General features: G+C 69.8%; 26 protein-coding genes. 16 read left to right on the top strand and 10 right to left on the bottom strand.

Annotated elements, in window-relative coordinates; genetic code table 11:
• Window positions 1-42: 42 nt before the first annotated feature.
• The 7 genes from ABD208_RS08970 to ABD208_RS08940 form a co-directional block, all read right to left on the bottom strand.
• Window positions 43-1,170 (bottom strand): tyrosine-type recombinase/integrase, encoded by a 1,128-nt coding sequence (locus ABD208_RS08970; RefSeq protein ID WP_344101723.1) that lies wholly within the window; start codon window positions 1,168-1,170, stop codon window positions 43-45.
• Entirely contained in the window at window positions 1,170-1,379 is a 210-nt protein-coding gene (locus ABD208_RS08965; protein WP_344101721.1) for a helix-turn-helix transcriptional regulator, read from the bottom strand. The genes ABD208_RS08970 and ABD208_RS08965 overlap by 1 nt, the downstream gene beginning before the upstream one ends.
• Before the next feature lie 173 nt (window positions 1,380-1,552).
• Window positions 1,553-3,031, bottom strand: a complete 1,479-nt coding sequence (locus ABD208_RS08960; RefSeq protein WP_344101719.1) for a hypothetical protein — start codon at window positions 3,029-3,031, stop codon at window positions 1,553-1,555.
• On the bottom strand, window positions 3,028-3,303 hold the full coding sequence (locus ABD208_RS08955) for a hypothetical protein (protein ID WP_344101717.1): 276 nt from the start codon (window positions 3,301-3,303) through the stop codon (window positions 3,028-3,030). Before ABD208_RS08955 ends, ABD208_RS08960 begins: the two co-directional genes overlap by 4 nt.
• A gap of 59 nt (window positions 3,304-3,362) precedes the next feature.
• A complete protein-coding gene (locus ABD208_RS08950; protein ID WP_344101715.1) occupies window positions 3,363-3,782 on the bottom strand; it encodes a hypothetical protein in 420 nt (139 codons plus the stop codon).
• A gap of 247 nt (window positions 3,783-4,029) precedes the next feature.
• Window positions 4,030-4,347: a hypothetical protein gene (locus ABD208_RS08945; RefSeq protein WP_344101713.1), complete on the bottom strand. Its 318-nt coding sequence runs from the start codon at window positions 4,345-4,347 to the stop codon at window positions 4,030-4,032.
• A gap of 190 nt (window positions 4,348-4,537) precedes the next feature.
• Window positions 4,538-5,011, bottom strand: a complete 474-nt coding sequence (locus ABD208_RS08940) for a hypothetical protein (protein WP_344101711.1) — start codon at window positions 5,009-5,011, stop codon at window positions 4,538-4,540.
• A 154-nt stretch (window positions 5,012-5,165) separates the two neighbouring features.
• Between ABD208_RS08940 and ABD208_RS08935 the strand changes: the two genes are divergently transcribed.
• The 10 genes from ABD208_RS08935 (at window position 5,166) to ABD208_RS08890 (ending at window position 15,995) form a co-directional block, all read left to right on the top strand.
• Window positions 5,166-5,993: a hypothetical protein gene (locus ABD208_RS08935; RefSeq protein WP_344101709.1), complete on the top strand. Its 828-nt coding sequence runs from the start codon at window positions 5,166-5,168 to the stop codon at window positions 5,991-5,993.
• Window positions 5,990-6,787 (top strand): protein phosphatase 2C domain-containing protein, encoded by a 798-nt coding sequence (locus ABD208_RS08930; protein WP_344101707.1) that lies wholly within the window; start codon window positions 5,990-5,992, stop codon window positions 6,785-6,787. The genes ABD208_RS08935 and ABD208_RS08930 overlap by 4 nt, the downstream gene beginning before the upstream one ends.
• 537 nt (window positions 6,788-7,324) lie before the next feature.
• Window positions 7,325-8,338: a sugar phosphate isomerase/epimerase family protein gene (locus ABD208_RS08925; RefSeq protein ID WP_344101705.1), complete on the top strand. Its 1,014-nt coding sequence runs from the start codon at window positions 7,325-7,327 to the stop codon at window positions 8,336-8,338.
• 41 nt (window positions 8,339-8,379) lie between these two features.
• A complete protein-coding gene (locus ABD208_RS08920; RefSeq protein WP_344101703.1) occupies window positions 8,380-9,207 on the top strand; it encodes an MBL fold metallo-hydrolase in 828 nt (275 codons plus the stop codon).
• A 32-nt stretch (window positions 9,208-9,239) separates the two neighbouring features.
• A complete protein-coding gene (locus ABD208_RS08915) occupies window positions 9,240-10,895 on the top strand; it encodes an alpha-keto acid decarboxylase family protein (protein WP_344101701.1) in 1,656 nt (551 codons plus the stop codon).
• Window positions 10,892-11,605 carry a TMEM175 family protein gene (locus tag ABD208_RS08910; RefSeq protein ID WP_344101699.1) on the top strand — a complete coding sequence of 238 codons (714 nt, stop codon included), beginning with the start codon at window positions 10,892-10,894 and terminating at the stop codon, window positions 11,603-11,605. Before ABD208_RS08915 ends, ABD208_RS08910 begins: the two co-directional genes overlap by 4 nt.
• Complete coding sequence (iolE, locus tag ABD208_RS08905) at window positions 11,602-12,528, top strand: myo-inosose-2 dehydratase (protein ID WP_344101697.1); 927 nt, start codon at window positions 11,602-11,604, stop codon at window positions 12,526-12,528. The genes ABD208_RS08910 and iolE overlap by 4 nt, the downstream gene beginning before the upstream one ends.
• A 60-nt stretch (window positions 12,529-12,588) precedes the next feature.
• Window positions 12,589-14,445 (top strand): GMC family oxidoreductase, encoded by a 1,857-nt coding sequence (locus tag ABD208_RS08900; protein WP_344101695.1) that lies wholly within the window; start codon window positions 12,589-12,591, stop codon window positions 14,443-14,445.
• Window positions 14,446-14,449: 4 nt separating this feature from the next.
• Window positions 14,450-15,520 carry a ferritin-like domain-containing protein gene (locus tag ABD208_RS08895; protein ID WP_344101693.1) on the top strand — a complete coding sequence of 357 codons (1,071 nt, stop codon included), beginning with the start codon at window positions 14,450-14,452 and terminating at the stop codon, window positions 15,518-15,520.
• A gap of 1 nt (window position 15,521) precedes the next feature.
• Window positions 15,522-15,995, top strand: coding sequence for a hypothetical protein (locus ABD208_RS08890; protein ID WP_344101690.1), 474 nt, complete (start codon window positions 15,522-15,524; stop codon window positions 15,993-15,995).
• Window positions 15,996-16,022: 27 nt separating this feature from the next.
• On the opposite strand, the gene ABD208_RS08885 is transcribed toward ABD208_RS08890, so the two are convergent.
• Window positions 16,023-17,831, bottom strand: coding sequence for a glycoside hydrolase family 15 protein (locus ABD208_RS08885; RefSeq protein ID WP_344101688.1), 1,809 nt, complete (start codon window positions 17,829-17,831; stop codon window positions 16,023-16,025).
• A 321-nt stretch (window positions 17,832-18,152) separates the two neighbouring features.
• Between ABD208_RS08885 and ABD208_RS08880 the strand changes: the two genes are divergently transcribed.
• The 3 genes from ABD208_RS08880 (at window position 18,153) to ABD208_RS08870 (ending at window position 20,973) form a co-directional block, all read left to right on the top strand.
• Window positions 18,153-18,848, top strand: coding sequence for an ABC transporter ATP-binding protein (locus tag ABD208_RS08880; protein ID WP_344101686.1), 696 nt, complete (start codon window positions 18,153-18,155; stop codon window positions 18,846-18,848).
• On the top strand, window positions 18,845-20,125 hold the full coding sequence (locus ABD208_RS08875) for an ABC transporter permease (RefSeq protein WP_344101684.1): 1,281 nt from the start codon (window positions 18,845-18,847) through the stop codon (window positions 20,123-20,125). The genes ABD208_RS08880 and ABD208_RS08875 overlap by 4 nt, the downstream gene beginning before the upstream one ends.
• A gap of 140 nt (window positions 20,126-20,265) precedes the next feature.
• The gene (locus ABD208_RS08870; RefSeq protein WP_344101681.1) at window positions 20,266-20,973 is read left to right on the top strand and encodes an alpha/beta hydrolase; all 708 of its coding nucleotides are present in this window, start codon (window positions 20,266-20,268) and stop codon (window positions 20,971-20,973) included.
• A 50-nt stretch (window positions 20,974-21,023) separates the two neighbouring features.
• Here the strand turns inward: ABD208_RS08870 and ABD208_RS08865 are convergent, their stop codons facing one another.
• Window positions 21,024-21,959 carry a cold-shock protein gene (locus tag ABD208_RS08865; RefSeq protein WP_344101678.1) on the bottom strand — a complete coding sequence of 312 codons (936 nt, stop codon included), beginning with the start codon at window positions 21,957-21,959 and terminating at the stop codon, window positions 21,024-21,026.
• Window positions 21,960-22,170: 211 nt separating this feature from the next.
• Between ABD208_RS08865 and sigK the strand changes: the two genes are divergently transcribed.
• Both sigK and ABD208_RS08855 read left to right on the top strand, forming a co-directional pair.
• Window positions 22,171-22,770, top strand: coding sequence for an ECF RNA polymerase sigma factor SigK (sigK, locus tag ABD208_RS08860; RefSeq protein ID WP_344101676.1), 600 nt, complete (start codon window positions 22,171-22,173; stop codon window positions 22,768-22,770).
• Complete coding sequence (locus ABD208_RS08855) at window positions 22,763-23,581, top strand: anti-sigma factor (RefSeq protein WP_344101674.1); 819 nt, start codon at window positions 22,763-22,765, stop codon at window positions 23,579-23,581. The genes sigK and ABD208_RS08855 overlap by 8 nt, the downstream gene beginning before the upstream one ends.
• Before the next feature lie 125 nt (window positions 23,582-23,706).
• On the opposite strand, the gene ABD208_RS08850 is transcribed toward ABD208_RS08855, so the two are convergent.
• The gene (locus ABD208_RS08850) at window positions 23,707-24,390 is read right to left on the bottom strand and encodes a fasciclin domain-containing protein (protein ID WP_344101672.1); all 684 of its coding nucleotides are present in this window, start codon (window positions 24,388-24,390) and stop codon (window positions 23,707-23,709) included.
• Window positions 24,391-24,529: 139 nt separating this feature from the next.
• Here ABD208_RS08850 and ABD208_RS08845 point away from each other — a divergent pair, with 139 nt between their 5' ends.
• Entirely contained in the window at window positions 24,530-26,317 is a 1,788-nt protein-coding gene (locus ABD208_RS08845) for a cytochrome c biogenesis protein DipZ (RefSeq protein WP_344101670.1), read from the top strand.
• The last annotated feature ends 2 nt before the right edge of the window (window positions 26,318-26,319 follow it).

Genomic DNA, 26,319 nt, shown 5'->3' with positions numbered 1-26,319 from the left:
GACCAGCGCAAACACGCTGGATCAGACGGGGTTTCCGCGTACTCAGGAACCGGTGCTGGCGTCGCGGGTTCCCCCGGGGTTCCCCCGCCCGTCGTTCAGCCTCTCCAGGCCCGCCATGTCCGCCCCGGTGCCGAGGAAGTGCAGGTACCGGTTCGTCGTCGCGGCTGACTCGTGGCCGCACCACGCCTGAACCGTCGCGAGGTCCACGCGGCGGGCGAGCCACAAGCACGCGGCGGTGTGCCGCAGGTCGTGTAGCCGGCGTCCGCGCCCGGTCGTCTCCCAGGCGAGGGCTCGCAGTACGGCCGACCTGTGGAGCGTCGCTCCGCGCATCGTCGTGAGCAACAGCTCATCCGGTGCCTTACCCTGCGCCAGGTCGCGCACGATGGGAAGGACACGGTTCGCCAGCGGAACACGACGGGACCGGCCACCCTTCGGGCGCTTCCGCTCGATCCCCTCGGGCTGGTTCCGCCGGACCATCAGGCCCGGCGTGGGGACCTCCACGAAGTCGGCCACCTGGAGAGCTCGAGCTTCGCCCCAGCGGAGTCCCGTCCAGCCCATCACGAGCAGGATGTCTGCGAGCCGGGCGTCTCGCTTGGTCCAGTCGGCGTAGGCGCGCTCGAGTTCGGTCTCGGTGAAGGGGTTCATCTCTACGGCTTCCTCTGACGACTTCGGGACACGGGTGTTCGTGACAGGGTTGACAGCGATCAGCTTCTCTCGCACGCACCAGCCGAAGAATGCGGACAGGCTGGCGCGGTACCGGACGACTGCCGACGAGGTGAGCCGTTCCGGCGCGCGCCCGCCCTGGTGCTTCTTGGAGCGGGCGGGAGCGCCAGCGAGCAGCAGCTCGAACGAGCGCGCAACCTCGCGATCCGAGACAGCACTCAGGTGCATGTTCAGCAGGCTTGTCGGCATGAGTCGCTGGAGGTCCGCGTCGGCCTTGTAGGTCTTCGCTGCCACGGTGTTCCTCCGGACCTTGAGCCAGCGCTCCAGGACCACGCGGACCTTCTCCCGGCCGGCGCGCGGGTCGATGCCGCCTGCGAGAGCTGCACGCTCGCGGCGAAGCCAGGCCACGGCTTCACCCCGCGTGTCGAACGTCTTACCGCCGAGGTACTCTCGCCCGCTCTTCAGGCGAGCCTTGAACCGCCCGTTCGCGGTCTTCTGGATGCTCATCACGCCGCCTTCTGGTCCAGCCAGACGATCACGTCGTCACGGCGGTACCGAGGGAGTGACGGCGACAGCCACACGACGCGCGGTCCCTTGCCTGCGAGGCGCCAGCGGCACACGGTCGACGTGGCGACCTTGAGCCATGCCGCCACCTCTTCGGTGGTGAGGAAGTCGTCATCGGGCGCGACACGCTGAACATCGATGGTGGTACTCATAGTGATTCTTCCTTTCGGCTGTTTCTTCGTGATGCTTTACGGGGCGGTGCGGGGGGTTAGGGGTGACGGGTGTCACCCCTAAGAATCACGGCTGGATCTGGTCTTTGACCTGGGGTTTTAGCCGTGATGGTTAGGGGTGACGTCACGTCACCCCTAACCCGTTCACGGCGGGGTTACTCGGGGCGTCGGAGCAGGGTCCGGGGCTGGCCTCGGTACTCGTCGTCGTGTCGCTCGACCAGGCCGCGTCGGATCAGGTCATCGATGGCGGGTTCGACGGTTCCTCGTAGTGAGGGTCCGAACCAGCGCAGGACCGTGCTTGCCGAGACCGGCTCGGTGCCGAGCTTGGCGAGCAGCTTGGTCGCGGTGCGGGCGACGGCGGCGGTGTCGTAGTGCTCGTCGTGAGCGGCGCGGGCGTTGGCGCGGGCCTGGATGGCGCGGGCGGCGTCGGTCGCGACGGCGTCGCGCATCCACTGGCGGGTCTGGTCCGAGACAGACATGACGTAGTCCGCGAGCTGCCAGTCGGACTCGGTGACCTCCAGGCGGCAGGCCAGGAGCGCGAGCAGCGCGGCGACCTTGAACCGCACTGCGGACTGCTGTCCGTCGCCGTCGGTGACCTGGCCCCGCAGGCGGGCGCGCTGTCCTGCTTCGAGCTCGGCCATGATGGCGGGGTGGACGTCCATGACGACGCGTTCGGTCTGGGTCGCCAGGACCGGGCTGGACCAGCGCAGCGGTGCCGGGGCGGGCGGGGCGACGTCGGGAGCAGTGCGGTCCATGACCGGCATCCACAGGAACCGTTGCGGCGTCCCTCCGCCGTCGTCTGCGAGCAGCGGCCCGGCCTTGCGCGGCTGGACGCCGGCCACGAGCGCGGCCCGGTAGGTGTGGGCGTCTACGACCTTGCGGCGTGCCGGGTCTGCGTTCTGGAATCCGAGAGTTTCGCCGGAGAACACCTTGCGGACCTCGGCCGCGGTGGTGGACCCGGACCGGCCGGTCAGCGCGGTCAGGGTGTCGATCTCGGCGACGTCGAACCAGACCGAGTAGGCGGCCGGGATGGTGTTGCCGTTGTCGTCGGTGGTGTGGAACGCGTGGGAGATGCCTTCGCCGGAGCCGAGCGGGAGTGCGGTGATGGTCCGGCCCGCTCCGGGCTGGACGTCCAGGACGCCGCGTGCGGTCGCGGTGGTCAGGCCCTTGCCGGAGCCGGATGGGCCGACCAGCCCGATGAAGACGTTGAGCGAGGCCACGCCCATGGTGCCGTTGCCCATGGCGGGCAGGACCAGCGCGGGCGGCGTGGACAGCGAGACGCGGGCCAGCACGCACCCGAGCACGGCCCACGGGGCCACGATGGACGCCTGGGCGTACTGGTGGATGGTGGCGAGTTCCGGGCGGGCCTGCCAGAACCCGGCCACGGTGTCCACGTCGAACGGCGCGGACACAGTGGCCGTGTCCGTGTCCGTGTCCGTGGACCGGTCCGGCGCGGTGTCCGTGGACCGGTCCGCCGTGGTGTCCGCCGTGGTGTCCGTGGACTTGGCCGGGCGGTCAGTGTTTGGTGTGGTGGCGCGGCTGCCGGGGCGGACAACCGGCGGCCAGCCGTTGACCTCGCCGGTGTGGTTGTCCGGGGCGTCGGGGCTGGTGTGTACTGGCTTGGGACTGGTCATCGTGCACCTTCTTGGAGGTTGGAGCGCGAGCGGTTCTGTCCGGACGAACGGCCATTGGCGTGGCCGGTCGTCGTGGTGGCCGGGGCGGACAGCGCGAACTGTCCGTCTCGGTCGTGACCGGGCCTGGTGTCCGGCCGGGCGTGGCCGGGCGTGGTGTCCGGCCAGTCGTTGTCGTGGCGGCGGGTGAGGCCGTACCGGTGGGCGAGGTAGTCAGGGTCGAAACCGGCGCGGGCAAGCTCGTTGGCGAGCTGGCGGCGTTCGGTCTCGGTCATCCGCGCTGTGGGGTCGCGGGGCGGGTCGTACGGATCCATCAGAGTGCTGCCCATGGCGGTCAGAGCCAGTAGGCGACGCCCGAGGCGTCCGCGTCCTCGGGCAGCCGTTCGGCGTCGCCCGCGTCGAGGTCGGCCAGGGCGAGCACGTGGACGCGCAGACCGGTTTCGGTGACGTTGGAGCCGATCCGGTACAGGTCGCCGGTGCCGGGCTCGAACCACAGGCCCTGGGACCAGGTCCGGTTCGGGTTGATGACCTGGCCGAAGGACCAGGCGTTGAGCTCGTCGCCGTGGCAGAAGATGCGGACTTCGCGGCCGGTCGGGTCCACCTCGATGTCGGTGATGACGTCCCGCCCGATCCGGGCGGTCAGCTCGACCACCTCGGCGAGCAGGTTCCAGGCGGTGTCGATGTCGGCCGGGCGGGCGTTCTCGTGGGTCGTGAGGCTCAGGACGCTGTACGTGCCGAGAGGGCTGGTGCTCATGGTTGCTGTCTCCTTGGGGGTGGTAGCGGTAGCGGGTCGCGGGGGTCCCCCAGAGGCGGGGAAACCGGGGTTTCGGGGTAGCGGCGGGGTAGTGCCGAAATGCTGCTACCGGCGCTACCAGGGCGTGTTATCCCTGGTCTGGTGCGGTTTTTCGCGGTAGCAGGGGCGGTAGCAGCGCTGCTACCGGTAGCGGGGGTTTCTGCTACCGGGCAGCGGCCTGCGCGGGCCGCTGGGGGTGGGCTCAGAGCTACTGCGGGATCGCGTCGCCGTCGAGTTCGATCTGCCCGGCGGGCAGGTCGCCGATGGCGTACCAGCGGTACTCGCCGTCCAGGTCGTTCCACTCGCAGTAGCGGCGCCCGTCCAGGCCGAGGGTGTCAGCGGCGCGGCAGGTGGAGACGCCGCGCGCGAGCGTGATCTTCACGTACCCGGCCGCCACCGTGATGTCCGAGACGTTCTCGCGGCCGAGCTGCCGGACCAGGGCCGCGGTGTCGCACAGCGTGTCGAACGCGTCGGGCTCGTACGGGGCCGGGCCGGTCAGGGTGAGGGTCGGGGTCTGGATGCTCATCGCAGTTCCTCTCTCGTCGTCGTGCTCGTGCTGGTGGCTGCTAGTGCTAGCCCGGCTCGCGGCGTCGTAGGACGTCCTGGCGGGCGGTTCCGGGATCGTGGGCCGGGGTCCTAGCGGGCCTAGACCGGCGTGATCCTGCGGTTCCTGGCGCTAGGCGAAGGTCTAGCGCTAGCCCGTGCCGGGCTAGCGGTCAGTCGGTCTCCCAGCCGGGGACCAGGCCCGTGCAGCCGAGGTGCTGTTCACCGGGACGGCCGGTGTGAGCGATGCCGTGGGCGCGGTCGCGGCGCTCCATCTCGCTCGCGTACCAGAGCGGACTGCGCTCGTCGTAGCCGTAGGCGGCCAGGTCGCCGTGGTACATGCCGCCACGGACCTCCAGGATCGGGATCGCACCCGTCTGGTCCGAGCGGCCGAACGCGGCCCGCTCACCATCGGCACGGCCGATCCGCACGGTCTTGAAGTCCAGGCCGAGCGCGTCACCCACCTTGAACGCGTCCACCCCACCCACCAGCGTCAGGACCACCACACCCCGGCCCATGTCCACCGCCGCGACCTTGCCCTCACCGATCCGGCCCACCACAGCCGCCACATCCACCAGCAACTCCACCAGCGACAGCGGCGCACCCGCCGCGCCGGCCATCGCCGTCTCCGTCGTCGTGATGCTCATCGCGTACCTCCAAGTCAGGGCGAGGGCTACACCCACGCAATCTGTTGACCCCCCTAAACGCCAGGAGCACTCCATGCACTCCATGCATTGAGGGGGCTAAACACAGACCGTAGAGGCTCTTGCGGGATGTGTCAAGGGGTCTAAACTCGGGGCTATGGATGTCGCAGAGTTTGAAGACGTCAGGGCGGATCCTGACCCCATCCGCCAGGCGCGGAACGCAACGGCGCTGTTGCAGACGTACTCCCAGCGCTCTCATGAACTCGCCCGCCTTCGGCGCGCGGCGATTGACCGCGCGCACGACGAGCTGGGTATGACCTACACCGAGGTCGCGTCCCAGGTCGGCATCAGTAAGGGTCGAGTGACGCAGCTCCGAAAGAGCGCCCCGCCGTTGGAGCGCGCCTTCTTCGGCGTCGGCCCGGTCACGATCGCTTTTCCCGTGCGAGCAGTCAAAGACAGGCCGCTCGGCGTGGTCGCCGTCGAGGATGAGACGGCGTCCAAGGCGATGGCCGGCATCCTCGAATCGCTCAGTCTCGCCGTCGAGACGTTCCCGATCCCGGCAGGCGGCGAGTGGGAACCGCCTGCTGACGCCGTAGCGATCTGCGGGCCGAAGTCCTCGCGCATTACGGCAGAAGCGATCGCCAACGACCCGCATCTCTCGTTCGAGCCCGACGAACATGGCCGGTGGGTCATCACGGACCGGAGCAACGGCAACGTGTTCGTCTCGCCGTCCGACGAGGGGGATCCGTCCCGTGAGACCGCCTATATCGCCAGGGTCCAGCGCAACGGCCGCATGGTTCTCATCGTGGCCGGCGTCCACGCGCTCGGATCGGTTGGGGCGGTCGAGTACATCCGACGCAACCTCACCGAGCTGTTCGAGGCGGTGGGAGAGCAGCCGTTCTCGCTCATTGTCACCAGCAGTTTCGAGGGAATGGCGGTTACCGAGACCGCGGCAGCATGGGGCCCGAGGAAGCACACGTCATGATCAATGCCGCGACGCTCGCCGGGGGCACAGCGAACCAGGACCGCTACGTAATTGGTCACGGATTCGCCGTCGTCCTGGACGGCGCGACGTCGGTCGCGGGCGATCGGTCGCACGATCCGGGGTGGTATGCAGAGCGGCTAGGCGAAGCGATCGAACGAGCAATGGACGCCACGACGCCGCTTGCCGAGATCGTTGAGCAGGCGATCCGGGCGGTTCGAGACGCCTTCCACCTTGAGGTCGCTTCGACACCGACAAGCACCGTAGCGATCGCTCGGTGGTCGCACAGCCATATTGACATCTACGTGCTCGGCGACAGCGTGGTAACGCTCCTGGATGGGCAGGGGTCCGCCCAGGTCTTCACGGATGACCGTATCGAACTGGTCGGCGTGCAGGAGCGAGCGGCCTACCGGGCGCACCTGGCGGCAGGCGGAGGGTTCGACGAGAAGCACCGGGTGCAGCTCCTGAGTCTTCAACGTGAGCAGGCACGGCATCGGAACCGCCCTGGAGGATTCTGGATCGCTGGTGCTGAACCAGAAGCGGCACGGCACGGGTTCAGCATCGACCGTGCGCGTACCGGAATGGTCGCCCTGGTCCTCGCGTCTGACGGCGTCGAAGTCGAACGGCATCCCCGCGCCGTCACCTGGGCGGACCTCTACGACGAGGTCCGCGCTCACGGTGTCGAGCCGGTTCTCGCGAGCATCCAGCACGAGGAAGCCCTCGACCAACGCGGGCGACGTTGGCCGCGTGCGAAGCTCCACGACGACAAGACATTGGTCCTGGCTCAGCTCGCATGACGTCGCCAGCAGGTTCCCCCGAGGTTCCCCCAGAATGCAACGCCTGGATTGCAGCGCTCTTCATGCACTGGAAATCTGGCGATGCAGCGCGGGTCGGATGATCGAACGCACGTTCGCAATGAGAAGGTCAGGGGTTCGAATCCCCTTAGCTCCACACCTCGCAGAACCCCGTCTGAACTGGGTACACACCCACGGCAGGCGGGGTTTTCGCATGCCTCGTGACGGGCCCGCGGTCGGCAGTTTCTCGTGCGTCCCCGCTGCCTCGGCGCAGCCGAGGGAGCCTTGCGGTTGCGGGCCGGGAGCCCATCGGTAATTGTGTGGAGCGTGTGGTTGTAGATCCGCACAGAGATGATTTCTTCGACTTTGTCCAAAACATGCGGACATTGATCGGCGTGATGACGGAGGTCTGCCGGTCGTCGAGGCCGAACGGGCACGTCCAGGTGAACCGCCGGCTCGTGCAGGTCAGGGCAGCCCACGCCCGCCTGTGCGAGCGTGCCGGCTCCTGGCCGTGCCGTTCGAGAGAGCAAGGGAGCGAGCATGACCACGACGTCCTCCCGGGACATCTACTTCAGCTTCTTCATGTTCACCGCCGACCTCCGCCCGGACGACGAGGCGTACAGCCGGACCCTGATCGACCACTGCCGGGTGCTCAAGGACATGGGCTACACCGGCTTCGACGTGCACATCGCGGCACCGCCAGGCGGGGGCGATCACGCGCGGGAGGTCGCGAGCTACGTCGAGCTGAAGAAGAGGTTCGATCGCGCCGGCGTCGGCGACGTTCCCTTCACCACCAACGTCGGGACGACCCAGCGGTACGACATCACCTCGCCGTACGAGGAGCAACGCGCGCAGGCGCTCGCCTACCTCAAGTCCCGGGTCGACATCACCGCCGTCCTCGGCGGCGACGCCGCCATGATGTCCGGGCCGTTCCTCTACCCGTACGGCGTCTTCCCGGTCACCGACGACGGCGAGCCGATCTGGAGCGACGCGCTGCAGGACGTGATGGCGCAGCGGTATGTGACCGCGCGGTCCAGTTTCGCGGAGCTGGTCGAGCATGCCGTCGCGAAGAACGTCACGCTCGCGATCGAGCCGGTCAAGAACTGGGAGACCCCCGGGCCGAACATGGTCTCCGAGGTGCTGGACTTCCTCGAGAGCTTCGAGAGCAGTCCGGCCGGCGTGGCCGTGGACACCGCGCAGGTGGTCATGGAGAGCCGGGGCCCGCGGAGCTTCCGGCGCGACGTCGCCCGCGCGGTCGCGCAGCACCGGCTGCACTACGTACACGTCTCGGCGCCCGACCGGGGCGCGGTGGAGGACGCCTGGATCCCGTGGGACGTGCTGCTGCGGGAGCTCGAACCGGTCTTCGAGGGCCCCTACCTCGTCGAGGTCTTCAACGCGATCCCGCCCTTCGACGCGTCCATGCGGATGTCGCGCCGCCGGTTCTGGCGGCCGGGCGAGGACGAGCCGACGCCGTACGGCAGCGCCTACGACGTCGCCGCGGCCGCGTTGGCCACGTTGCGGGAACGGCTCGCAGCGGTCGCCGCGCAACCCTGACCGTCCATCCCTTCCGCTGACGCAGGCTCGGAGGTCCACCCATGTCGCACTCCCTGTCCGCTCCCATCGTCGTGGTGGCGAGGCGCTCCCCCGATGTCCGCGTGCACACCTTCGTGTCCTCGTTCCTGGACAACAACATCGCCAACGCCACGCACATCATCGAGGGCCCGACCAAGCTGGTCCTGGTCGACAGCCAGTTCCTCGCGCCGTACGCCCGGCGCTTCCGCGAGTACGCCGACACCCTGGGCAAGCCGATCGAGAGGCTGTACCTCTCGCATCGCCACCCGGACCACTGGTTCGGGCTGGGCACGGCCTTTCGCGACGTGCCCGTCCACGCGCTCGCCGAGACCGTCGACTTCCTCCGCGAGCACGGCGCGGACTCGCTGGCCGACCACTGGAAGATGGGCGACTTCCTGCCGGACGGCGTCGTCGTGCCCGACGGGATCGTGCGGCCCGGTGAGGAGACCATCGACGGGATCCGCTACGTCTTCGACGTGGTGACCGACACCGAGATCGACTATCACCTGACGATCAAGCTCCCCGAACTGGGCGTGTGCGTCGCCCAGGACCTCGTGTACAGCGGAACTCACCTTTATCTGAGTTCTGACCTGCACCGATGGATCCGCGTCCTGGGCCAGTTGCTGGCGGAGGACCATGACATGTTCCTCGCCGGCCACGGTCTCCCGGCGGACAGGAACGAGGTCGCACGGAACATCGAGTATCTGTCCGCGGCCGCCGCGGCCGCCGCGGACGGACTGACCGGCACCGACTTCAAGAACTTCATGCTCGCGCGATATCCCGAACGCCGGTGCCCGGGAATCTTCGACATCTACCTGCCGCGCCTGTTCGGCGGCGCGGCCAGCTACTGATCCCTGGCCACAATCGACGGAGGTTCCGAGCCATGAGTGATCCCTACACGGTCGGGCAGTACCTGGTCGACCGGCTCCGGCAGGTCGGGCTGGGCCATCTCTTCTCGATCGCCGGCGACTACACCATCCGGTGGGTGAACGGGTACGTCGGCCCGAGCCCGATCGCCGTCATCGAAGAGGTCAACGAGCTCAACGCCGGTTATGCCGCCGACGGTTACGCCCGCCTCAACGGAATAGGCGCGCTGTGCGTCACCTACTCCCCGGGCGCGTTGAGCGCCGTGAACGCCATCGCCGGGGCCTACGCCGAGAGAGTGCCCGTGGTGCTGATCAACGGCACGCCGGACATCAAGAAGACCCTGACGTTCGAACAGACCGGTTTCATCGCGCACCACTTCATCAGCGGGCGCGAGACCGACGCGCAGGCCTTCGAGCACCTGACCGCCGCCACGGTGCGCATCGACAACCCCGACCTGGCCGGCATGCTGATCGACTACGCCCTGACGCAGTGCCTCACGGAACGGCGCCCGGTCTACATCGAGCTCCTGCAGGACATCGTCGACCTGGAGTGCGAGCCGCCGCGCGGCGAGCTCAGGCCGGCCCGCACGATGTCCGACGCCGCCGGGCTCAAGGAGTCCGTCGCGACGATCGCGGCGATGCTCGAGAAGGCGAGCAACCCGCTGATCTGGGTGGGGATCGAGGTCGACCGCCTCGGCCTGCACGAACAGGCCGAGACACTCGTGCGGCAGCTGAACATCCCCTATGTCACCGAGTTCCTGAGCAAGTCGGTCCTGGCGGAGGACGACACCCTGTTCGCCGGCGTCTTCGACGGGCAGGCGTCTTCCGCGGAGGTCCAGAGCCTGGTGGAGGAGGCCGACTTCGTCCTGGCGCTGGGCGTCTGGCTGACCGATCTCAACTCGCTGGGCTGGGATCCCCGGTTCGAGAAGACGGCCTTCGTGTCGTTCGACACCGTCAAGTACGGCACCTACTTCTGGCCCCAGGTCGCGCTGGCCCACGCCATCGACGCCCTGACCACGAGCGGCGTCGCACGCGAGACGACGCCGCTGCGGGCCGTGACACCACCGGCCCCCGCCCCGCCGGATCCCGCCGCCCCGATCACGTACACCGGGTTCTACGAGGTCATCCCGCGCTACGTCGACGAGAACACGATCGTCGGCAGCGACGCGAGCCTGAACTACTTCGGCAGCCTGCTGCTGCGGGTCCCCACCGCCAGAGCGTTCTTCGCCCAGCCGTCGTACTCGTCGATCGGCTACATCTCGCCGGCGGCGACGGGCGTCTGCCTGGCCAAGCGCAGCGAGCAACGGGTGATGGTCTTCGCCGGCGACGGCGGCTTCCAGATGAGCGCCCAATGCCTCTCGACGCAGACGCGCTTCGGCCTCGACCCGATCATCTTCGTCGTCGACAACGGGGTGTACGGCGTCGAGCAGTGGCTCGCCGACCCGTCCGTCTTCCGCACCGACCAGCCCTTCTACGACTCCTGTTACCTGCATCGCTGGGAGTACAGCAAGCTGGCCGCGGTCTTCGGCTGCCAGGGCTGGAAGGTCACGACCTACGGCGAGCTCGACGACGCGGTCCGGGGGGCACTGGCCAACACGAGCGGCCCGTCCATCATCCAGGTCGTCGTCGACGACAAGTCCCTTCCGGTCAACGCGGAGTGGAAGAAGACATGACGGAGCCCGAGGCCGGCTTCCCGGGGCGCGACGGCCCGCGGCGGGAGGAAGGCGTCCGCGTCGAGGGGCAGTTCACGCCGGAGCGGATGAACGCTCTGACCGACGGCGTCTACGCGATCGTGCTGACCCTTCTCGTGCTGGAGCTGAGGCTGCCGGAGACGGACGAGTCAATCCTCATGCTCATGCAGGACAACGCACGGGTCTTCACCGCATGGCTGATCAGTTTCCTGTTGATCGCTCGCTTCTGGCTCGTGCACCACGCGGTGACGGCGCGGCTCCGGAAGTGTCTCCTCGTGACTCTGGTCCTGAACTTCGCTGTCCTCGGGCTGGTGTCTCTCGTGCCCTTCTCGACCGACGTGATCGGGACCGAGCGGATCGTCGAGCCCTGGTCGACCATCGTGTTCGCGGTCAACGTCGGGTTGATGTCGCTCAGCCTCGGTCTCCTGGCCGCGCACGCCCTGCGCGAACCGCAGCTGCGTCACCCCGACGAGCCCACGGCGGCGCTGAACCGTCACCGGTCGCACCACCTCTACGTGCTGCCGGCGGTCGCGACGGCCACGATCCTGTTCGCCTTCGTGCGTCCGTTCCTCGCGATCGGCGTCCTCCTGGCGGAGTTCGTGGTGGTCGTGGTCTGGGGCCTCTGGCGCTTCCGGACTCGCACGCGTCTCGACGGCACCCGCACGCACGCCTCCGCGGAGGGTCAGTCATGAACCATCGAAAGGGACACATGTTCGCCTCCGGAACCGTTCGCCTCGCCGCCGTGCCCAACGCCTGGGTGAACGACGACCTCCCGGCGCTGGGCGCCGGCACGTCCTTCGACCAGATCGTCAGCGAGATGGCCCTCGCGGGCTACGAGGGCACCGAGCTGGGCAGCACCTATCCCCAGGACGCCGCGACCCTCAAGGCCGCCCTCGACGTGCGGGGGCTGGCCGTCTCGGGGGGCTGGGTCTCCACCTGGTTCGCCTCGAAGGGGGGCGCCTACGAGCAGACCCTGCGGACCTTCCGCGACCAGATCCCGTTCTTCACCGCGATCGGCCTGCAGGACGTCTACGTCGCCGAGGTGACCGGGGCGGTCCACCAGCGGCCCGTCCCGGCCCTGGCGAACCGGCCGGTGTTCGACGACGCGCAGTGGGACGCCATGATCCGCGGGCTGGGCGAGATGGGCCGGATCGCCGCCGATCACGGCCTGCGCGTCAACTACCACCACCACACCGGCACGGGAGTGCAGTCGTCCGAGGACATCGACCGGCTGATGGCCGGCACCGTGGCCGGCGAGACCTGGCTGCTCCTCGACACGGCCCACCTGCTGATCGGGGGTGGTGACCCCCTGGACGTCCTGACCCGGCACGAGGGACGCATCGGTCACGTCCACCTCAAGAACCTCCGCCGGCCGGTGCTGGACCGGATGCACGACGAGGCGCTGAGCTTCTGGGACGCCCTGCGCCAGGGCATCTTCACCGTCCCGGGCGACCCGGCAGGCTGCATCGACTTCGCCCCGCTCCTGCGGAAGCTGGCCGACGACGGCTGGACGGGCTGGCTGGTGGTAGAGGCCGAACAAGACCCGGCCGTCGCCCACCCGCTGGAGGCGTTCCGTCTCGCCCGCCGTCACCTCAAGGACCTGACCGGGCTCTGACCCGGCCACGGTGCGCCCGATCCCCTGATCCCGCTCGACCTCCCAAGAAAGGTCCCTCTCGTGCCAGTTCCGATCGACCACGCCACCGCAGCGCGCACCGAGTACGACGTTCTCGTCGTCGGTTCGGGTGTCAGCGGGGCCATCATCGCCCGATCGCTCGCGGAGCGCGGGCTCCAGGTGCTCGTCGTCGAGGCCGGCCCCGGGAAGGAGCTGTCGGTCGCGGAGTACGACACGCACCTCACGCGGTTCTACGGTGCGGCCGCCAAGGACAACAACTCCGCCTACGAGGTCAACCCGAACGCGCCCATGCCGCGTTCCCCGGACGTGCGGGGCCTCGCCGAGGGACACCCCGACTCGCTGAGCTATCTCGTCCAGAACGGTCCCTACGAGATGGACAGCACCTACACCCGGGTGCTGGGCGGCACGACGATGCACTGGGAGGGCAAGGCCCTGCGCATGCTCCCGGAGGACTTCCGGATGCGCACCCGCTTCGCCACGGGGCGCGACTGGCCCCTCACGTACGACGACCTCGAGCCGCACTACCGGCAGGCGGAGCGCGAGCTCGGCGTGTCCGCCGACGTGGCCGACCAGACGTTCTACGGCATCACCTTCCCGCCGGGCTACGAGTTCCCGATGCACGGCCTCCCGCCGTCCTACCTCGACACCACGCTCGCCCGGGACCTCGACGGCACGGTCGTGCGGCTCGAGGCGACCGAGTGCACGATCCAGGTGCGCCCGACGGCGCAGGCCCGCAACGGCATCCCTAACGCCGCCTACGACGGCGGCAAGGGATACGTGCCCGTCGGCGCGGTGAGCACGCACCAGATCGACCAGGGCGAGCGCTGCCAGGGCAACATCAACTGCGTGCCGCTGTGCCCGGTCCAGGCCAAGTACAGCGCCCGCAAGACGCTCTCCTTCGGCGTGCGGACGGGCCGGGTCCACATCCTCACCCAGACGGTCGCGTCCCAGGTGCACGTCGGTGCGGACGGCCGGATCAGCCACGTGGACTACCAGGCCTACGGCTCGACGACGTCGCCGGAGCACGTCACCGGGTCCCTGCGCGCCACCACCTACGTGCTCGCCGCCAATCCCGTCGAGAACGCCCGGCTGCTGCTGGCCTCCGGCCTGCCGAGCAGCAGCGGGCTCGTCGGCCGCAACCTGATGGACCACGCCTACCTGCTGACCTGGGGCCTGCTGCCCGAGATCGCGGGGACGATGCGGGGCTCGCAGTGCACCTCGGGGATCGAGGACCTGCGTTCGGGGGATTTCCGCGGCCGCCATGCGGGGATACGCGTCAGCATCCACAACGACGGCTGGTCCTGGGCCACGGGGGCGCCCTACACCGATCTCATCGAGCTCGTCGACGACGCGAACGCCTACGGCACGGCCCTGCGGCGGCGCGTGGTGGACCGGATCTCCCGCCAGCTGATGCTGTCGTTCATGATCGAGGTGCCACCGGAGCCGAGCAACCGGATCACGGTCGACGGTCGTTACGTCGACGCGCTGGGCAACCTGCGCCCGGTGCTCTCGTACTCCCTGCCCGACTACACGATGGACGCCGTCGCGGCCAGCCGCCGGGTCTCGCGTCAGCTGTTCCGTCGGCTCGGCGTGGAGGACAGGACGTTCTACGACCCGCGGGACCCGGCTTTCGTGTCCCACCAGGGCGAGGGCTACGTGCTCCGCGGCGGCAACCACTGGGCCGGTACCCACGTCATGGGCACGGCGAGCCACGACTCCGTCGTCGACAGCCACCAGAGGTCCTGGGACCACCAGAACCTCTACCTCGCCGGGTCGGGGAGCATGCCGAGCATCGGCACGTCCAACACGACGCTCACCCTCGCGGCGCTGTCGTTCCGCACCGCGGACCACATCGTCTCCGAGCTGACCACCCGCCCGTCCGTCATGTTGAAGGGATGACCTGATGAGCCTGCGCCGCATCGCCACCGTCGAGGACCTGCACCAGTACCTCCATGTCGCCATGCAGCTGGAGCACGCGACGATCCCGCCGTACCTCACCGCCCTCTACTCGATGCACTCCACGGCGAACCAGGACGCCCACCGGGTGATCCGGGTCGTCGCGGTCGAGGAGATGCTCCACCTGACCCTGGCCGCGAACCTCCTCAACGCCGTGGGAGGGACCCCCGACCTGTCCAGGAACGACTTCGTGCCGGTCTACCCCACGCGCCTGCCCGACGGCGAGACCGACTTCGAGGTCGGCACGCGCGCCTTCTCGCCCGACACGATCAAGACCTTCCTGAAGATCGAGCGGCCCGCCGTGGCGGACCAGGGCGGCTCGCGCTTCGTGTCGCGTGACCGGTCCGCCCGCACGCTGATGCCCACGGTGAACGCCCACGAGGACGATCTCCACTTCTTCAGCATCGGGGAGTTCTACGCCGAGATCGGCGAAGGGCTCGAGCGCCTCCACCACGAGCTGGGCGACGACCTGTTCCGCGGCGACCCGGCCCGCCAGGTCGGGCCCGCCTACTACTACTCCGGTGGCGCGTCCGTCGTGGAGGTCACCGACGCGGCGTCGGCGGCCGCTGCGTTGCGGATCATCAGCGAGCAAGGCGAAGGCCTGGGCGGCGGGATCTTCGACGAGGAAGGAGAGCTCGCCCACTTCTACCGGTTCGATCAGCTGCTCCGGGGCCACTACTACCAGCCCGGTGACGAGGCCGGCAGACCGACCGGTCCGGCCCTGCACGTGGACTGGGACGCCGTCTACCCGCTGATGCCCGACTCGGCCCTCGACCACTACCCGGAGCCCGGCGAGCTGCAGGACGCCGTGACGGCCTTCAGCCGGGCGTACGGCGACTTCCTCGCCCGGCTCACCGAGGCCTTCAACGGCCGGCCGGAGCTGCTGGTGCCGGCTGTCGTCGACATGTTCCACATCAGGGACCTCGCCTCGCGGATCATCCGCAACCCGATGCCCGGCCGGCCGGGTGTCAACGCGGCCCCGGTCTTCCGCGGCCTCGCCCCGGTGGGGGTGGCCTGAGATGGACGACGAGTTCCACGAGGCGTTCCTCGACCTCTCCTCGACCCTGACCGGCTACAGCCGCTTCCGCCTGCTCGGCACCGGCCAGGCCGATCCCTACCTGTCCACGACGCGTGAGGCGGTGGGGGACGAGGTGCTGGCGCAGTTGCTCACCACGTTCGCGGACGTGCGCCGCGCCGCCGGCGACGACGAGAAGGCGCTGGACGCCGCACTCCGCGCCCGGGTCCTCAGCGACCCCCTGCTCGGCCCGGTCGCGCGCAACGTGATCAAGATGTGGTTCGTCGGCACGTGGTACCAGCTGCCGTCCGAGTGGCGTGACGTGCACGCGGGCGGCCGCCACGACAGCACCCACGTCGTCTCCCCGGCGTCCTACACCGAGGGCCTGCTGTGGCCCACCATCGGCGCCAACCCGCCCGGAGCCAAGGCGCAGGGCTTCGGCAGCTGGACGGCACCGCCGGCCATCGACGCCCCGTGACCGGAGCCCCGCGACCGGCGGCTCGCCTCAGGCTTGGCGCCGGTCGAGGGCCTCGTCGAGGTACAGGGCGCTGTTGACGAGGGCGAGGTGCGTGAAGGCCTGCGGGTAGTTGCCCAGGAACCGCCCCGACGGGTCGAGCTCCTCGGCGTACAGGCCCAGATGGTTCGCGTAGCCGTGCAGCTTCTCGAAGAAGAGCCGCGCCTTGTCGACCTGACCGGACCGGGCGAGGCACTCCACGAACCAGAAGGAGCAGATGCCGAAGGTGCCCTCGGCGCCCTCCAGGCCGTCCGACGCGGCGGCGTCCGGGTGGTAGCGGTAGACCAGCGCGTCGTCCACCAGCTCCTTCTCGATGGCGTCGAGGGTGGACAGCCAGCGCGGGTCACGGGGGGCGATGAAGTCGGCGAGCGGCATCAGCAGCGCCGACGCGTCCAGCGTGTCGGAACCCTTTGACTGGACGAACGCCTGCTTCTGCTCGCTCCAGAAACCGGCGTAGATCTCGTCGTGGATGTCGTCGCGGACCTGGATCCAGCGGGTCAGCGGAGCGGGGAACGACCGCCGTTGCGCGATCCGGATCGCCCGGTCCAGCGCCACCCAGTCGGTGAGCCGCGAGTACAGGAACTCGCGCTGACCACCGCGGACCTCCCAGATGCCCTCGTCGGTGTCCCGCCAGTGGTCGCAGACCCAGCCGATGGCCGCCGACAGGTCCTTCCAGAGCCCGAAGGAGATCGGCTCCACCAGCTCGTCGTAGATGTTGATCGCGTAGAGCAGCTCCCCGTAGATGTCCAGCTGGGTCTGGTTGTACGCCCCGTTCCCGATGCGCACCGGAGCGGAGTCCCGGTAGCCGCTCAGATTGTCCAGCGTTTCCTCGGTGAGGTCGTGCCGGCCGTCGATGCCGTACATGATCTGCAGCTTCCCCGGGGTGTCGGACTCGTCGAACCGCTGCTCGATCCAGTCCATGAAGCCGCGGGCCTCCTCGGTGAAGCCGAGGCGCATGAGGCTGGCCGCGGTGAACGACGCGTCCCGGACCCAGGTGAACCGGTAGTCCCAGTTGCGCTCGCCGCCGATCTCCTCGGGGATGCCGAAGGTGCCGGCCGCGGCGATGGAGCCGTACTTCTGCGAGGTGAGCAGCTTCAACGTCAGCGCCGAGCGGCCGATCATCTCCCGCCACCGTCCGTGATAGGACATCGTCGCGTTCCAGCCGCGCCAGTACTCCATGCTGTGCTGGAGTGCCTTGTCGGCGTAGTCCGAGGCCTCGGCCGGGCTCCGCTCCTCGCTCTCGACGGCCTCCAGGATGAAGTCGGCGCTCTGGCCGGACTGCAGGGTGAAGCCGACGACGGCGTCACCGTCCACGACGTCGACAGGAATTGTGGAGAGCAGCCGCAAGGTCGGGATCGTGTCGTCCTCCGGGATGAACCACACCACGTTGCCCTTGGCCTCCGCGCGGTGCTCGACCCGGGCGTAGTCGAAGCGCGGCGCGCACTCGAGACGCAGGTCGACTGGGCCCCGGACCGCGTGCACCCGCCGGACGAGGATGTGCGTGTGCCGCATCTCCCCGATCGGCATGAAATCGGTGATCTCGATGACCCCGTCGGCGCCGAGGAAACGGGTCAGGAGCACGTTCGTGTCCGGCAGGTACAGCTGCTTGCACCGGAATTCCTCGGCGGCAGGAGCGATCTTGAACCGTCCGCCCCGGTCGTCGTCGAGCAGGGCGCCGAAAACCGTCGGGGAGTCGAAGTGCGGGAAACACAGGTAGTCGATCGACCCGTCCACGCCGGACAACGCCACCGTGTGCAGGTCGCCGATAATTCCGTAGTTCTCGAGCGGTTGATAAGCCACGATTCTCTCTCCTCAAGCACGGGTGACGTATTCGCCGGGCCTGCACCGGAAATGGCAGTTCTCACGGCTCAGAAGCTTGGGGAGTGCCGTTTGACAATAGCACCTGATTGGCATTCGGTCTTATGGTGAACGGTGCCCGGCGCCGTGCTCGCGGGCGTTCTCCGGCGGCTCCCGGACGACTCGCGGCGGCGACATCGACGTCGGCCCAGTGGTACGAGCGCGGTACACAGGAGTCATCGCCAGGATGACTCGCGCGGGCCGCCCGAGGACGAGAGTTGATCGCGTCCACATCTCCGGCACCACGGAAGAGAGGCGGCCGACGTGGCATCCCCACTGCTCTCCGTCAGCAACCTGCGCAAGACCTACGGGTCCGGCCCGAGCGCGTTCGAGGCGCTCAAGGGCCTGGACCTGGACATCGCCGCGGGCGAGTCCATCGCGATCATCGGCAAGAGCGGCTCGGGCAAGTCGACCCTGATGCACCTGCTCGCCCTGCTCGACCGGCCCACCTCGGGGACCATCACCCTGGACGGGACGGATACGTCCCGGCTCTCGGCCAAGCAGCTCAACGAGACCCGCAACAGCACCTTCGGGTTCGTGTTCCAGCAGTTCTTCCTGAACGCCCGGGCCAGCGTGCTGGACAACGTGACGCTCCCGCTCAGGATCGCCGGCGTCCCGCGCCGCGAGCGCACCGCCCGCGGGCTCGCCGCCCTGTCCCAGCTCGAGCTCGACGACAAGTTCGCGAACAAGGCCAACGACCTGTCCGGCGGGCAGAAGCAGCGCGTGGTCATCGCCCGGGCCCTGATCAACCAGCCGCGCGTGATCTTCGCCGACGAGCCGACAGGCAACCTGGACACCGCCACCGGCGCCGTCGTGGAGGACATCTTGTTCGACCTGAACCGGCGTCGGGGCATCAACCTGGTGCTCGTCACCCACGACGAGGACCTCGCGTCCCGCTGCGACCGCAGCATCTACATCCGCGACGGGCTGCTCGCCGCCCACGCGGCGGTGGCGGCATGAAGGCCGTCGACATCGTCGGAACCGCGTTCCGCAACGCCTTCCGGTCGCGGCTGCGGACCAGCCTGACCGTCCTGGCCGTCTTCATCGGCGCCTTCACGCTGTCCCTGACCAACGGCCTGGGTACCGGCGTCAACCGGTACCTCGACGACACGGTGGCCTCCGTCGGGGTCGACGACGTCATGACGGTCACCAAGGTGAGCGAGTCCAGGCCCGCGGAGGGCCCCGCCGAGTACGACCCCGACCAGATCGCCGTCGATGGTCCGCCCGGAACGACGGCGACCGCCCTGACCGACGACGACATCGACACCATCGCCGGGATCGACGGCGTGCGGGGCGTCGAGCCGGTCAAGGACATCACCACCGACTACGTCCGGTACGACGACGGGGGCAGGTACCAGATCTCCCTCTCCTCGTTCGTGCCCGGGATGAAGGTCGAGCTCGCGTCCGGCGCGCAGGTGGACCTCGATGCCACCGACCGCCAGCTCGTACTGCCCGAGAGCTATCTCGAGCCGCTGGAACTGGGCACCGCCGCGGACGCGGTCGGGCAGACCGTCGTGCTGGCTCTCACCGACGGCACCGGGACGCAGGTGACGACCGAGGCGACCGTCGTCGGCGTCGCAGAGCCCGGCGTGATCAGCATGGCGGGCGCCGTCCCGAACGACGCCCTCACCCAGACGCTCTACGACCTGCAGACCACAGGGGCACCCGAGCAGGAGGCCACCCGCTACGCGCGGGCCTCGGTGTCGTTCGACGCCGCGGCGGGCGACGAGGCGACCCAGGCCCTGCAGGACCGCCTGGACGAGGCCGGCTATACCGGCAGCACGCTGGAGGACCAGCTCGGCACGATCACGGCGGTGATCGACGCCGTCGTGCTCGTGCTGAACGGGTTCGCGGTGATCGCGCTGATCGCGGCGGGCATCGGGATCGTCAACACGCTCTTCATGGCGGTCCAGGAGCGCACCCGTGAGGTCGGGCTCATGAAGGCCATGGGGCTCTCCAGCGGGCGCGTCTTCTCCCTGTTCAGCATCGAGGCGGTGGTGATCGGCCTGGTCGGCAGCGCCCTGGGCGTACTCGCCGCGATCGGCGTCGGCCAGATCGTCGGCGGTGTGGCCGGGGACTTCCTGGCGGACCTGCCGGGGCTGACGCTCATCGCGTTCGACCCGGTCAGCATCGCCGCGGTCGTCCTGGGCGTGATGGGCATCGCGCTCCTCGCCGGCACCCTGCCTGCCCTGCGAGCCGCCCGGCAGGACCCGATCTCCTCGCTGCGCCACGAGTGACGCCCTGAGCCGAGCGGCGGGCGGGCTCACCCGGGACCTGCCGCCGCTCGCCTCGGTGCGGCCTTGCTGCTGTGAGCAGATCCGCCTGCTTCACCGCTGGCGGAGCGGATACGCTCCAGGTTCTGGAAAGGAACTCTGTGGTGGAACTCCTCTTCGTCCACGGTGCCCTGGTGCGGGACGGGCAGTGGTGGTGGCAGCGCACCGCGGACCTGCTGCTGGAACGCACCGGCATCCGCAGCCGGGCGGTCGCGTTGCCCTCGTGCGGCGAGACCACGCCGGAGCAGGTTGCCGGTGGCCTCGTCGCCGACGCGGCGGCGCTCCGGGCCGAGCTCGACGAGGTGGACTCCGCGATCGTCGTCGGTCACTCCTACGGCGGCACGGTCATCGCCGAGGCCGGCCGGCACCCCTCCGTCGCCCACCTGGTCTACGTGTCGTCCTACCTGCCCGACCTCGGGCAGTCGCAGGCGTCGATCATGAGCGGCGAGAGCGACCCGGTCTCGATCGGCGACAACGGGGACGGCACGCTGAGCGTCTCCGGCTACGACGCGACCTCGTTCGGGGAGCGATTCCTGCACGACGCCGCCGAGGCGACCCGGCACCAGGCGTGGGAGCGGGTGACGGCGCAGTCGGCCGCGGCGTTCATGACGCCGACCAGCGCGGCCGGCTGGCAGGGGATCGACTCGACGTACCTCGTGTGCGCGCGGGACCGCAGCACATCGGTCGAGCTGCAGCGCCTCCACGCGGGCCGCGCGACGCGTTCGGTCGAGCTACCGACCGGGCACCACCCGTTCGTCACCCGTCCCGACCTGGTCGTCGACCAGATCCAGGCGCTGCCGCGCCGCACGTGAGCCCGGCCCGCGGCCGGCCCGGCACCGTCCTGGAGCCGACCGCGCCGGCCTCACACCAGTTCGACGCCGTCGGCCTGCGGTCCCCGGTCGCTCTGGCGCACCTTGAAGCGGACCCGATCGCCCTCCTCCAAGACCTCGGTGCCCCGCACGACCGACACGTGCACGAACAGGTCCGCGCCCCCGGCATCGGGGGTGATGAAGCCGAAACCGCGGTCCGCGTCGTAGCGCGCGACGGTGCCCTCACCTCCGCGCACCGGCCCGCCGGATGCCGCGGTGCGGCCCGGCCGGCCGCGGTCCGAGGCCGCGCGCGTGTTCCCGGAGCCGCGCACGAGCCGCACGTTGCGGGCATTCGGCCCCTTGTCGCCGTCGACGACGTCATACGTCACGCGTGCGCCCTCGGAGAGCTCGGACAACCCCGAGCCGAGTGCATTGACGTGGACGAAGACGTCCTCGCCACCCGAGTCGGGAGCGATGAACCCGAAGCCCTTGGTGTCGTCGTACCAGGCCACCGTGCCGTCCGCCCCGTCCGAGGGCGCAGCATGCCGGCCGGCCTGGGCCCCGAGCGGCAGCAGGTGGTCCGCCTGCGGCCCCTTCTCCCCGTCGACGACGAGGAACGCCGCCCGCTGCCCCTCCGAGATCACACCGCCCCCGACGATCGCCGAGCTGTGCACGAAGATCTCGACGCCGCCGTCGTCGGGCGTGACGAAGCCGTAGCCCTTGGCCGGCTCGTACCAGCTGACGGTGCCGAGCACGCCCAGGGGTGCGTCGGCGGCCCGGTCGCCGGTGACACGGACGCGCCGTGCCTGCGGGCCACGGTCGCCCTCGCCCACCTCGAACTCGACGGCCTGCCCCTCGCGGAGCAGCTTCGGTCCGTCGTCGCCGACGATCTCGGACGCGTGCACGAACAGGTCCTCGGCCTCGTTCCCGAGGTCGATGAAACCGAACCCGCGATCGGCGTCGAACCATCGGACAGTTCCCTGGGACACCTAGCACTCCTAATTTTTCGATGAACGTTCCCCCTAGTGTCCCCCGACTCCGCCGGACGCCGACCATGCCCTTTTGGTCGGTGGGATCGTGACCATCGGCCCGGATGACATGGTCGTGACCGGCGCATCGGGTTGGGGCGGTGACGCGGGCCACTCCATCCGGAAGCGGGTCGGCGACGAACCCTCGGTATGGAGGCGACAGGAGGTGTCCGTGCGGCAGACTGAGCAGGTGGCCTCACCACCAGTCGGGACCTCGTCGCGCGATGTCGTCGATGCACTGCTCACGGCGTGCGCCGGCGGTGACCCGGCGTCGTTCACCCCGGTGTACGACGTGCTGGGGCCGGTGGCGTACGGCGCGTCGCTCGGGGTCCTGCGGGATCCGGACCACGCGGCAGAAGTGACCCAGGAGGTAATGGTGGAGGTGTGGCAGACGGCGGCACGGTTCGACGCGACCCGCGGCTCCGCCCGTACCTGGGTCGCGACGCTCGCCCGGCGGCGCGCGGTGGACCGCGTCCGGTCGGAGCAGGCCCGCCGTGACCGCGATCAGCGCGACACCGACCTGAGCACGGGCTTGTCCGCGCGTGACGTCGTGGTCGAGGACGTCGAGCGGCGGCTCGAGGGCTCCGCCGTGCGCCGCTGCATCGAGGGGCTCACCCCGACCCAGCGCGAGGCGGTGGTGGTCGCGTACTACGGCGGCCTGACCTATCGCGAGGTCGCCGAGCAGCTCGGCGCCGCCCTGCCCACGGTGAAGAGCAGGATCCGCGACGGGCTCAACCGGCTCCGGGACTGCCTGGGGGTGCGCCATGGCTGACGAGACGAACGGCGGCGTGCGCTCCGACCTCTGGGACCTGCTCCCCGGATACGCCCTGGACGCCCTCGACGACCAGGACCGCCGGGCGGTGGACCGGCTCCTCGAGTCGGACGCCGCCGCGCGCCGCGCACTGGACGAGTACCGGGAGGTCGTCGCGTCGTTCGCCGTCGAGACCGCGCCCCCGGCCGAGCTGCGCGCGAACGTCCTGGAGCGGGTGCTGAGCACGCCGCAGGTCTCCGGGCAGGGCGCCGCCGACGTGTCGGGTGCCCCGGCACAGCAGGACGACCGACGGGCCGGCCCGGCCGCGTCGTCGGACCGTGGCCCGACGACGGGCGACGCCGGGAATGTCGTGGAGCTCGCCGGCCGCAGGCGGCCACGCCGCTGGGGCCTGGCGGTCGCCGCGGTGGCGGCGATCGTCGTCCCGACCACGATCGCGGTCCAGGCGACGGCGGAACGTGACCGGCTCCGGGAACAGGGCGAGATCGTGTCCGAGATGCTGGCCGACCCCGAGGCGTCCATCCTGCACGGGGACGTGGCGGGCGGTGGCGAGGCCTCGGTGCTGGTCGCCGACGGCGACATGCTCTTCCGTGCGGAGGGCCTGCCGGAGCCGGACCAGGGCCGGGCCTACCAGCTCTGGGTCGTCGCGGAGGACGGCAGCGTCTCCTCGGCGGGCCTGCTCGGCCTGCGTGACGGTGGTACGACGACGTCCCTCGTCCGGGGAGCCGACGGCGTGGGTCTGGCGGTGTCGGTCGAGCCCGAGGCGGGCTCGGAGCAGCCGACGACCGATCCAGTGGTCGTCCTGAGCACGTGACCCGCCGAGCACGTGACCCGCTCAGCACGTGACCCGCGAGGCGCGGCGGCGCCGGAACACGCAGAACCGCGGCGAGACGGAACCGGAGTTCCGTCTCGCCGCGGTTCTGTCGCGGGAGGGGCGGGTCACATGGGAGGCATGAGCACCGCGTCGACGAGGTAGACGGTCGCGTTCTGCGTCATGACGCCACCGCAGATCACCTTCGCGTCGTTCACCTTCAGCGCGTCGCCGCTGCCGCTGACCTCGAGCGTGTCGCCCTGGACGGTCGTCTGCTCGCCGATCACCTGGTCGGGCGTGAGCTGTCCGGGAACCACGTGGTACGTGAGGATCTCGGTCAGCATGTCGCCGTCCTTCGAGAGGGTCTCCATCGTCTCGGCGTCGATCTCCTTGAAGGCGTCGTCCACCGGGGCGAACACGGTGAACTCGTCACCGTTCAGCGTGTCGACGAGGTTCACGTCGGGGTTGACCTCACCGCTCACCGCCGCGACGAGGGTCTTCAGCAGCGGGTTGTTGGACGCCGCGACCGCGACCGGGTCGGTCGACATGCCGGTGACCGAACCGGGCCCGTCCGGCACCTGCTCGGCGTAGGCCGCACAGCCCGGGCCCACGAGGTCAGCCGCCGGGTCGGCCACCGCGTCGTCGGTCATCTCCTCCGTCGGCTCCTCGGCGGGAGCTTCGGCCTCCGCGCCGGCCGTGGTGTCGCTCTTACCGCTCGCGTCGCCCTCGCCGCCGGAGCAGGCCGTGAGGCCCAGGACGGTCAGGGCGACGATGCCGGCCGCCGCGTAGGACTTGCGGGTTCGAACGTTCATCGGTCTCTCCTCGGTGTCGTCGCCCCGCATCTGACGAGGCGTCTTGCCCCTGGTTCGGAGCCGGGCGCCGCCCGGATGGGGGTGGATGCGAAATCCCTGCCGGACCCATCCGGATCCGCCCGCGCACCGAACCCGTGGCATGGGAACGCTCATCGCCATCGGCCTCCTGGGAGGCCTCATCACCGGGATCTCGCCGTGCATCCTGCCGATGCTGCCCGTGATCTTCTTCGCGGGCGGCGTCCAGGGCGCACGGACGCCGGCCGCCGCGGACGCAGGGGGCGCGGGTGGTGTCGGCACGGCGACCGCGGCGCGCACCCGGCGCTCGGCGCGGCCCTACCTCGTCATCGCCGGTCTGGTCCTCAGCTTCAGCGTCTTCACGCTGTTCGGGTCCCTGCTCCTGTCGGTGCTGGGCCTGCCCCAGGACCTGCTGCGCTGGGCCGGGATCACCCTGCTCGTGCTGCTCGGCATCGGGATGATCGTGCCCCGCTTCGAGATGGTCCTCGAGCGGCCGTTCCAGCGCATCGCGGCCTTCGGCGCCGCGCGCGGCGCCGCCCGGCAGGACCGCGGCGCGTTCGTGCTCGGCCTGGGCCTCGGCGTGCTCTACGTACCGTGCGCGGGCCCGGTGCTCGCCGCGATCACGGTCGCCGGCGCGACGGGCGACATCGGCGTCGGAACGGTGGCGCTGACCGTGTCGTTCGCCGCCGGGGCGGCGCTCCCGCTGCTGATCTTCGCGCTGGCCGGACGTCGGATCGCGGAGCGTGTGCGGGCCTTCCAGCGGCACACCAGGGCGATCCGGACCGGTGGCGGCGGCGTCGTCGTCCTGCTGGCGATCGCCCTCGCGTTCGACGTTCCCGCCGCGATCCAGCGGATGCTCCCGGACTACACCGGCGCGTTGCAGCAGCGCATCGACTCCTCGGAGACCGTGCGCGAGGCGCTCGACCTCGGGGGCCTCGTCACGGACGAGAACCGCGAGCTGTCGAACTGCTCCAACGGCGCCCCGGTGCTGGAGGACTGCGGGCCCGCGCCCGAGATCCGTGGCATCGACACATGGCTCAACACGCCCGAGGGGGAAGCGCTGCGGCTGGAGGCGCTGCGCGGCCAGGTGGTCCTGGTGGACTTCTGGACCTACTCCTGCATCAACTGCCAGCGCGCCATCCCGCACGTCAACGCCTGGTACGAGCGGTACCGGGACGTCGGGAAGGGCTTCGAGGTGATCGGCGTGCACACGCCCGAGTTCGCGTTCGAGCGGGAGACCCGCAACGTCGTCGCCGGTGCCGAGGATCTCGGCGTGACCTACCCGATCGCCCAGGACAACTCGTACGCGACGTGGACGGCGTACCGGAACCGTTACTGGCCGGCGCAGTACCTGATCGACGCGGACGGCACGGTGCGGCACATCCGGCTGGGCGAGGGCGGCTACGAGCAGACCGAGCAGCTCGTCCGCGAGCTCCTCGTGGACGCCGACCCCGGCGTGCGCCTGCCGGAGGCGACCGGCGTGCGGGACGCGACGCCGGGCGAGGGGATCACGCCCGAGACCTACTTCTCCGTCAAGCGGGTCGTCAACTACGCCGGCGAGCCCCGGTACGCGGCGGGACGCCAGGAGTTCACGCTCGCGGAGGCGCAGCAGCAGGACACGTTCTCGCTCGGCGGGGACTGGGAGGTCGACTTCCAGGGCGCGCGGGCGATGTCCGACGACGCGCGGGTGCGGCTCGCGTACCGGTCGTCCGACGTGTTCGTGGTGCTCGGCGGGGAGGGAACCGTGGTGTCGACGGTGACCGGCGGCGGCCGTTCGGCGGCCACCACGGAGATCGATGTCTCCGGGAATCCGCGGCTCTACCCCGTCCTGGAGGGGGACGAACCGAGCGAAGGGCTCGTCCACCTCGAGGTTCCGGAGGGCGTGCGGGTCTACACGATGACGTTCGGCTGAGC

Origin of the sequence: Myceligenerans crystallogenes, from assembly GCF_039529775.1 — a bacterium.
Classification (GTDB): Bacteria; Actinomycetota; Actinomycetes; order Actinomycetales; family Cellulomonadaceae; genus Myceligenerans; species Myceligenerans crystallogenes.
Note: the sequence above shows the minus strand (reverse complement) of the source record. Positions and strands in the feature narration are given on the sequence as shown.

What these genes read in the sequence shown, in the direction of transcription:
- ABD208_RS08970 (WP_344101723.1), bottom strand. Translation starts at nt 1,170, where the DNA reads ATGAGCATCCAGAAGACCGCGAACGGGCGGTTCAAGGCTCGCCTGAAG.
- ABD208_RS08965 (WP_344101721.1), bottom strand. Translation starts at nt 1,379, where the DNA reads ATGAGTACCACCATCGATGTTCAGCGTGTCGCGCCCGATGACGACTTC.
- ABD208_RS08960 (WP_344101719.1), bottom strand. Translation starts at nt 3,031, where the DNA reads ATGACCAGTCCCAAGCCAGTACACACCAGCCCCGACGCCCCGGACAAC.
- ABD208_RS08955 (WP_344101717.1), bottom strand. Translation starts at nt 3,303, where the DNA reads ATGACCGAGACCGAACGCCGCCAGCTCGCCAACGAGCTTGCCCGCGCC.
- ABD208_RS08950 (WP_344101715.1), bottom strand. Translation starts at nt 3,782, where the DNA reads ATGAGCACCAGCCCTCTCGGCACGTACAGCGTCCTGAGCCTCACGACC.
- ABD208_RS08945 (WP_344101713.1), bottom strand. Translation starts at nt 4,347, where the DNA reads ATGAGCATCCAGACCCCGACCCTCACCCTGACCGGCCCGGCCCCGTAC.
- ABD208_RS08940 (WP_344101711.1), bottom strand. Translation starts at nt 5,011, where the DNA reads ATGAGCATCACGACGACGGAGACGGCGATGGCCGGCGCGGCGGGTGCG.
- ABD208_RS08935 (WP_344101709.1), top strand. Translation starts at nt 5,166, where the DNA reads ATGGATGTCGCAGAGTTTGAAGACGTCAGGGCGGATCCTGACCCCATC.
- ABD208_RS08930 (WP_344101707.1), top strand. Translation starts at nt 5,990, where the DNA reads ATGATCAATGCCGCGACGCTCGCCGGGGGCACAGCGAACCAGGACCGC.
- ABD208_RS08925 (WP_344101705.1), top strand. Translation starts at nt 7,325, where the DNA reads ATGACCACGACGTCCTCCCGGGACATCTACTTCAGCTTCTTCATGTTC.
- ABD208_RS08920 (WP_344101703.1), top strand. Translation starts at nt 8,380, where the DNA reads ATGTCGCACTCCCTGTCCGCTCCCATCGTCGTGGTGGCGAGGCGCTCC.
- ABD208_RS08915 (WP_344101701.1), top strand. Translation starts at nt 9,240, where the DNA reads ATGAGTGATCCCTACACGGTCGGGCAGTACCTGGTCGACCGGCTCCGG.
- ABD208_RS08910 (WP_344101699.1), top strand. Translation starts at nt 10,892, where the DNA reads ATGACGGAGCCCGAGGCCGGCTTCCCGGGGCGCGACGGCCCGCGGCGG.
- iolE (WP_344101697.1), top strand. Translation starts at nt 11,602, where the DNA reads ATGAACCATCGAAAGGGACACATGTTCGCCTCCGGAACCGTTCGCCTC.
- ABD208_RS08895 (WP_344101693.1), top strand. Translation starts at nt 14,450, where the DNA reads ATGAGCCTGCGCCGCATCGCCACCGTCGAGGACCTGCACCAGTACCTC.
- ABD208_RS08890 (WP_344101690.1), top strand. Translation starts at nt 15,522, where the DNA reads ATGGACGACGAGTTCCACGAGGCGTTCCTCGACCTCTCCTCGACCCTG.
- ABD208_RS08875 (WP_344101684.1), top strand. Translation starts at nt 18,845, where the DNA reads ATGAAGGCCGTCGACATCGTCGGAACCGCGTTCCGCAACGCCTTCCGG.
- ABD208_RS08855 (WP_344101674.1), top strand. Translation starts at nt 22,763, where the DNA reads ATGGCTGACGAGACGAACGGCGGCGTGCGCTCCGACCTCTGGGACCTG.
- ABD208_RS08850 (WP_344101672.1), bottom strand. Translation starts at nt 24,390, where the DNA reads ATGAACGTTCGAACCCGCAAGTCCTACGCGGCGGCCGGCATCGTCGCC.
- ABD208_RS08845 (WP_344101670.1), top strand. Translation starts at nt 24,530, where the DNA reads ATGGGAACGCTCATCGCCATCGGCCTCCTGGGAGGCCTCATCACCGGG.